The organism is Rhodoferax ferrireducens (assembly GCF_003347515.1).
In the GTDB taxonomy this organism is placed as follows: Bacteria; Pseudomonadota; Gammaproteobacteria; order Burkholderiales; family Burkholderiaceae_C; genus Rhodoferax.
This window is the reverse complement of the sequence record NZ_QEII01000145.1, coordinates 1-1,262: the sequence shown is the minus strand read 5'-3', so window position 1 is coordinate 1,262 and position 1,262 is coordinate 1. Positions and strand designations below refer to the sequence as shown.

Sequence of the window (1,262 nt, the reverse complement as noted above, 5' to 3'; positions counted from 1 at the left end):
AGATCATCCGCGCCATGTGTTCGTATTCCTCGGCGTTTGATTCCAGAATACTGCGGTACTCGTCGGCACTGCGCGCGCGCGACAAGGCGACCTGCGTTTCCGTCATCAGATTGCTCACCGGCGTGCGTAACTCGTGCGCGATGTCGGAAGAAAAGTCGGACAGTCGCAGAAACGCTTCTTCCAGCCGCGCCAGCATCTCGTTCAGGGATTGCGCGAGCTCCGCCAGTTCGACCGGCACCGATTCCACCGGCAGGCGAAGGCTCAGTTGCTGGGCCGTGACCCCTTGCGTTTGCTCGCGCATGGCACGCAAAGGCGCCAAACCGTGTCGTGCGACAGCCCAGCCCAAAACGCCGCTCAGTGCCGCCGCGCCGGCGACAAAAAGCCACAGCGTTTGCTGGAAGGAGCGCATGAAGGCCTGATGGTGCGCGATGTCGATGGCGACCGCCACGATGACCCGCGAGCGCTCGCTGATGCCGGTCGGCAGCTCGGCGGCAATGCCCCGGTAGGTTTGCTCGCTTAGCGTCCAGGTGACAGGGCGCAGCGGCTTGCGGGCGGCATTGGCGGCCACCAGGTCGAGGGGAAAGTGGGCGTTCGGCGTGGTGAACATCACCTCGTGATTCAGACTGTAAACAATCACCTCAAGGCCGTGATGGCCGACCAGTGAGTTGTCCAGCAGGTGCGTGACGTGTGTCAGATCGTCCTGCGATTCCATCTGCTCCAGCGTGTGCCGGGCCAGCGCCATCTTGCCCATTAGCACCTCCATGTCCTGCTCCTCGAAGTGCTTCTCTACCGAGGACGCAATCACCAGCCCAAGCGCCAGCAGGACGCCGGATGAGGCGATGACGAACAGCAGTGTCAAACGCCGGGTGATGGAGGTTCTGCCATTCAAACGCAATCGGGGTTCTCCAGCACATAGCCCATGCCGCGCACGGTGCGGATGAGCTTGGGCTCGAAATTGTCGTCCACTTTGACGCGAAGGCGGCGCATGGCGACCTCGATGACGTTGGTGTCGCTGTCGAAATTCATGTCCCACACCTGCGACGCGATCAGCGAACGGGGCAGCACTTCGCCCTGGCGGCGCAGCAGCAGTTCCAACAGGGAAAACTCCTTGGCCGTCAGGTCAATCCGCTTGCCTGCGCGCGTGACGCGACGCCGCAACAAGTCGAGTTCCAGATCGGCCGCGCGCATGAACACCGGCGAGTTGGCCTTCGCGCCGCGGCGCAACAGCGTGCGCACCCGCGCCAGTAATTCGGAAAAAGCAA

2 protein-coding genes are annotated in these 1,262 nt (G+C 62.7%); both read right to left on the bottom strand.

The genetic code is table 11. From position 1 onward, the window contains the following. The coding region (locus tag C5P05_RS00715; RefSeq protein ID WP_114968005.1) for a HAMP domain-containing protein at window positions 1-889 on the bottom strand (889 nt) is incomplete at its 3' end. Further along, window positions 886-1,262 (bottom strand): winged helix-turn-helix domain-containing protein (locus C5P05_RS00710; protein WP_198674572.1); only part of this gene is annotated, 377 nt, incomplete at its 5' end. The genes C5P05_RS00715 and C5P05_RS00710, both read right to left, overlap by 4 nt.